At 72.8% G+C, this 5,627-nt stretch carries 6 protein-coding genes; all 6 read right to left on the bottom strand.

The genetic code is table 11. The annotated features are described in order from the left end of the window. Positions 1 to 119 precede the first annotated feature (119 nt). Genes ACFWEJ_RS26760 through dhaK form a run of 6 tightly spaced genes read right to left on the bottom strand, consistent with a single transcriptional unit; the run spans position 120 to position 5,489 of the window. Entirely contained in the window at positions 120 to 560 is a 441-nt protein-coding gene (locus tag ACFWEJ_RS26760; protein ID WP_377232213.1) for a DUF4233 domain-containing protein, read from the bottom strand. Continuing rightward, a complete protein-coding gene (locus ACFWEJ_RS26755) occupies positions 557 to 2,254 on the bottom strand; it encodes an MDR family MFS transporter (protein ID WP_377232212.1) in 1,698 nt (565 codons plus the stop codon). The genes ACFWEJ_RS26760 and ACFWEJ_RS26755 overlap by 4 nt, the downstream gene beginning before the upstream one ends. A gap of 53 nt (positions 2,255 to 2,307) precedes the next feature. Next, positions 2,308 to 3,006, bottom strand: a complete 699-nt coding sequence (locus ACFWEJ_RS26750; RefSeq protein WP_377232211.1) for a TetR/AcrR family transcriptional regulator — start codon at positions 3,004 to 3,006, stop codon at positions 2,308 to 2,310. 58 nt (positions 3,007 to 3,064) lie between these two features. Then, positions 3,065 to 3,793: an HPr family phosphocarrier protein gene (locus tag ACFWEJ_RS26745; protein WP_377232210.1), complete on the bottom strand. Its 729-nt coding sequence runs from the start codon at positions 3,791 to 3,793 to the stop codon at positions 3,065 to 3,067. Further along, a complete protein-coding gene (gene dhaL, locus ACFWEJ_RS26740) occupies positions 3,790 to 4,473 on the bottom strand; it encodes a dihydroxyacetone kinase subunit DhaL (RefSeq protein ID WP_377232209.1) in 684 nt (227 codons plus the stop codon). Before dhaL ends, ACFWEJ_RS26745 begins: the two co-directional genes overlap by 4 nt. 20 nt (positions 4,474 to 4,493) lie before the next feature. After that, positions 4,494 to 5,489, bottom strand: coding sequence for a dihydroxyacetone kinase subunit DhaK (dhaK, locus tag ACFWEJ_RS26735; protein ID WP_377232208.1), 996 nt, complete (start codon positions 5,487 to 5,489; stop codon positions 4,494 to 4,496). Between the last annotated feature and the right edge of the window lie 138 nt (positions 5,490 to 5,627).

The raw sequence follows: 5,627 nt of genomic DNA, 5'->3' as shown, positions 1-5,627 counted from the left end.
TGGGCGGGGTCTTCTCTGCGCCGTGGGTCATGGGCCCCACCCTAGGGGGACCGCGCCCCCTGCCCTACCGTGTCAGACCCTCAGGTCACCGGGGTGACCTGAGCGTCTGACACACGACCTCAGGGGGTGTTCGGGGCCGTCTCGGGGTGGGCGGCGTCGTACTCCGCCCGCTCGCGGTCCACACGCGCACCGAGCCGCAGCGCGTAGAACCACAGCACCACGAAGATCCCGCCGACGAAGTACATCATCGGCAGCAGCAGGCCCATGGCGAGCACCGGGAGCTGGGCGAGGGTGCCCGCCGCCCGGCCCGTCGTCGTGCCCTGGGCCCGCGACAGGATCACCAGCACCAGGCAGAGGATCCCGCCGAGCGCCCAGATCGCGCCGCCCGACTCGATGCGCAGCGGGCCGCGCCCGAACTCCGAGTCGCGCAGGGCCCACACCACCAGGGTCGCGAACAGCACGAGGAACACCTCGAGCAGCAGCGTGGTGGACGTGAACTGCACCAGCGCGGACTTCTTGGGCTTGATGCGGTCGCCGGGGGCGGGTCGGTCCTTGCTCACCGGTTCAGGATATCCGTCTCCTTGCGGTCCCCGTCCCGGCCGGCGTCCCGGCCGGCGTCGGGCGCGGCCTCGCCGTCCAGGACCGCGACCCCGCCGCCCACGGCGACGGGCTCGGTCGCGCCCTCCATGACGGCCTCGCCGCGGGCGACCATGCCGGCCTGGTTGGACAGCTTGACCTCCTTGAGGAACAGCGCGAGCACGAGGCCGACGACGACCAGCGGCACCAGGTACCAGAACGCCGGGGCGAGCGAGTCCGCGAAGGCGTCGACCACGCCGCTGCGCAGCGGCTCGGGGAGCTGCTGGACGATCTGCGGCGTCAGGCTGGAGCCGCCGCCCGCGGGCGCGGCACCCTCCGGAAGACCCTCGAAGACGCCCTGCAGGTTGTCCGTCAGGCGCGACGTGAACACGGTGGTGAACGCCGCGGTACCCACGGCCGCGCCGATCTCCCGGAAGAAGTTGTTCGACGACGTCGCCGTGCCCAGCTCGTGCGGGTCCACGGAGTTCTGCACCGCGAGCACGATGGTCTGCATGATCAGGCCCATGCCGGCGCCGAGCACGAAGATCATGGCGCCGAACAGCCACAGCGACATGCCGCCCTCGAGCCGGGTCAGCCAGATCATGCCGAGGATCGTGATCGCGAGGCCGGCCACCGGGAACATCTTGTAGCGGCCCGTCTTCGAGATCGCGAAGCCGGAGACGATCGAGGTCAGCATCACGCCGGCCATCATCGGGAGCATCAGCAGGCCGGACTCGGTGACGCCGGCGCCGGCCGACATCTGCAGGAATGTCGGGAGCATCGCCATGGCGGAGAACATGCCCATGCCGAGCACGAGGCCGATGAGCGTGGTGATGGTGAACGTGCGGTTCTTGAACAGCCGCAGCGGGATGAGCGGCTCCGCCACACGGTTCTCGATGAAGATGAAGAGACCCACCAGCACGGCCGTGCCGAACAGGACACCGAGCAGCGTCGGGTCGGACCAGTCGTAGCCGTCGTGGCCCAGCGACTCCCAGCTCGTCAGCAGCACGATGCCGGTGGTGCCGAGCGCCATCGTCAGGATGCCGCCCCAGTCGGTCGGCCGGCCCGAGCGGTGCGAGGGCAGCTTGAGCGCGAAGTACGCGATGAACCACGCCGCGATGCCGATCGGCACGTTGATCCAGAAGGTCCAGCGCCAGCCGGGGCCGTCGGTGAGCCAGCCGCCGAGCAGCGGGCCGGCGACGGCGGAGATGCCGAACAGGGCGCCCATCGGGCCCATGTACTTGCCGCGGTCGGACGCCGGGATGATGTCGGCGATGATCGCCTGCGACAGGATCATCAGGCCACCGCCGCCGAGGCCCTGCACGGCGCGCCAGGCCACGAGGGCCTCGAACGACTGCGCCATGCCGCCGCCGAGCGACGCGACGACGAAGAGGCCGACCGCCACGAGGAACGGCCAGCGCCGGCCGTAGAGGTCGCCGAACTTGCCGTAGAGCGGCATCGCGATGGCGATCGCCAGGATGTAGGCCGTGATGACCCAGCCCTGGTGCTGCACGCCGTTCAGCTCGCCCACGATGGTGGGCATGGCGGTGCCGACGATGGTCTGGTCCAGGGAGGACAGGAACATGGAGGCCATCAGGGCCCCGAAGATCAGCCAGATCGTGCGCTGGTTCAGTACGACCAGCGGCTTGTCCGGCGCCGTGGTCACGGCGTGGCTCATGGAGGTGCCTTTCTGGGGGTCAGGTCGGGCGAGGTGCGGGAGGAGCGGGAGGTTCAGCGTTCGAGGTCGGCAGCGACGAGGTCGACGAGCTGCGCGACGGCGACGGTCAGGTGGTCGGCCGGGTTGCCGGTGTAGCCGGCGTGCTCCCAGGCGACGAGCGCGGTGCGCAGCATGAGCAGGACGAGCATCGTGAGCAGCTCGGCGTCCGTGGTGAACGGGACGGTGGCGCGGCGGGCCTCGAAGAGCTCGCCGAGCCGGCTCTTGTGCCGGTCCATCCAGACCACGTGGCGGCGCAGCAGGGCGGGCTCCTGCTGCATGAGGTCCATGGCCCGCATGACCCGGTCGTGGGCCTCGCCGGCGGGCGCGAGCAGGGCGGCGACCACGACCTGGAGGTCGGACAGCAGGCGGCCCGTCGGGCCGCCCTCGACGAAGGTGCGGATGACGTCCTCCGGCAGGCCGGTGTCCTCCGCGCCGAGCACGGCGTCGTCCTTGGACTCGAAGTAGTTGAAGAACGTGCGGGGCGAGACGTTCGCCTCGGCGCTGATCATCTCGACGGTCACGGCGTCCAGGCCGTGCTCGGCGACCAGGTTCTGCGCGGCGTCGATCAGGGCAGCGCGCCGCGCGCGCTTCTTGCGCTCGCGCAGGCCCTGTTCCGCGGGCGAGCCCTCCAGCGCGGACACGAGCTCGCGCAGGTCCGGGCTGGATCCGGGCTCAGCGGGCGCGACGGTCTCGCGCGACGAGGTGGGGGCCATGCGTCAATTCTTGCACCCCGCGCAAAAATTCATCAACTGCAAAAAGACGAGACCGCGGTCACACCTCGCCGAAGCCGGACTCGATCATCTCCACGACGGTCGTCACGGCCTCCGCGGCGCCGTCGCCGGTGGCCTCCACGCGCAGCTCGCGCCCCTGCGTGGCGCCCAGCGCCATGAGCTGGAGCACGCTGGAGGCGTCCACGCCGTCGATGGTCACGCTCGCGCCCAGCTCGGCCACCTTGCGCGACACCAGCGCCGCCGGGCGGGCGTGCAGGCCCAGGGGGTTGCGGACGGTCACGGTGCGCGTGCCCTCGGGCTCCCCGGCCGACAACGGCTCGCCCGCCCCGGGCGACTGCGCGGCCTCGATCGCCGCGAACATCCCGACCGCCGCGTTCGCCGACGCCAGCACGGCGTCCCGGTCCGCCCCGCCGTGCGCCGTCACGGCCGCGGCGACCGCGCCCTCGACGAACGGCGCGCGCGCCAGCACCGCGTGCTCGGCCAGCGTGTCGTCCAGCTCCAGGGCCGCCTCGACCGTCAGCACCGAGGACCCGAGGTCCCCGAGCACGACGACGCCGCCGCCACCGCTCGCGCCCGCGTCGGCGAGGGCCGCGAGAACCTCCTCCAGGGTCTGCTGGATCGCGTCGAGCGAGGTGCCCAGCCCGCCGTCGGGCCCGCCACCCACGCCGCGGACCAGCACGTCGGGTGCCATCTGCCCGGCGAGCTCGGCGGCCCCGCGGGCCAGCTCGGCGGAGTGCGAGACGAGGACCAGCGCGACCCGCGCCGTCATGCCGCGCCGCGGGGGTCGGCGGACTCCGGACCGGCGAGGGCTGCGGCCAGCGCCGCGCCCAGGACCAGGGCGGTGGAGCGTGCGCCCGGGTCCTCGTGACCCGCGCTGCGCTCACCGAGGTACGAGGCACGTCCCTTGGTCGCGACCATCGGGATGGTGCCCGTCGCCGCCTTGTCCGCCGCCTCGGCCGCCGCGCGCAGCACGTCCACCTCGGAGCCGCCGTCGCCCGCCGCGGCCTCGGCCGCGTCGACCGCCGCCTGCCACGCGTCGACCATCGTCTTCTCCCCCACCGTCGCCTTGCCGCGCGAGGACACGCCCTCCAGCGCCGCCTCCAGCACCGCGACGACGGCGGGCGGGTCGATCTGCGGGCGGCCCGAGACCTTCGCCGCGCGCAGGTACGCCGTGCCGTACAGCGGGCCGGACGCGCCGCCCACCGTGGACATCAGGGTCGTCGCCACGAGCTTGAGCACGTCACCGACGGTCCGCTCGTCCGCGGCGCCGGGCTGGGCCGCCGGGTCGTCGAGCCGCGCCACCACGGCGTGGAAGCCGCGGTGCATGTTCTCGCCGTGGTCACCGTCGCCGATCTGCCGGTCGAGCTCCGTGAGCTCGTCCTTCGCGTCCGCGATCGCGTCCGCCGTGCGGCGCACCCATCGCTCCGCCCAGTCCGCGTCCAGCGCCATGTCTCAGAACCCTTCTCGTCTCACCACCGGAGTGCTGCAGTGTTCACCGGCGCGTCCCAGAGGGCCTCCAGCTCGTCGTCCAGCCGGAGGACGGTGACCGATGCCCCCTGCATCTCGAGGGACGTCACGTAGTTGCCCACCAGCGACCGGGAGACCGTGACGCCGCGCTCCTCGAGAAGGCGCCGCGCTCGACCATAGACCACGTAGAGCTCGGAGAGCGGGGTGCCGCCCATACCGTTGACGAACAGCAACACTCGGTCGCCGCCGTCCAGGGCGAGGTCGTCGGCGACGGGGGTCAGGAGCATCTCCGTGACCTCGTCGGCGCCGACCGCGGCCACGCGGTGGCGGCCGGGCTCGCCGTGGATGCCGATGCCCACCTCGATCTCGTCCTCGCCCAGGTCAAAGCTGGGCCGGCCCACGTGCGGCACGGTGGGCGCGGCCAGCGCCACGCCCATGGTCCGGACGTTCGCGATCACCCGCTCGGCGACGGCGGTCACGCCCGCGAGGTCGACGCCGCGGGCCGCGGCGGCACCCGCGATCTTCTCGACGGCCACGGTGCCGGCCACCCCACGCCGGCCGGCGGTGTAGAGCGAGTCCTCGACGGCGACGTCGTCGTTCACGAGCACCGAGGAGACCTCGACGCCCTCCGCCTCGGCGAGCTCCACCGCGGTCTCGAAGTTCAGCACGTCGCCCGTGTAGTTCTTGACGATCGTGAGCACCCCGGCGCCGCCGTCGGCGGCCTGGATCGCGGGCTGGATCTGGTCCGGCGTCGGCGAGGTGAACACGGCGCCCGGGACGGCGGCGTCGAGCATGCCGTCCCCGACGAAGCCCGCGTGCAGGGGCTCGTGCCCCGACCCGCCGCCGCTGACCAGGCCGACCTTTCCGGTGACCGCGCCTCCGGCGCGGCTGACGAAGACGGGCGACGTACTGACCTGCACCAGCTCGGCGTGCGCGAGCGCGAAGCCGGCCAGGGAGTCGGCGACGGCGTCCGCGGGATCGTTCAGCAGCTTCTTCACGGCGACCTCCTCGCGGGACTGTGCGGCCCGGCGCCGGCGCCGGGCCCGCGAACACGTCCCCTGGGGTTCATGTAACACCACGCCGGGCCGGGTCGTACAGGAGAGGCCGGGTCGGGCGGAGACGTCACCCGGGTGACG

Origin of the sequence: Promicromonospora sp. NPDC060204, from assembly GCF_042728455.1 — a bacterium.
Classification (GTDB): domain Bacteria; phylum Actinomycetota; class Actinomycetes; order Actinomycetales; family Cellulomonadaceae; genus Promicromonospora.
This window is presented reverse-complemented; position numbering and strand designations above follow the sequence as displayed.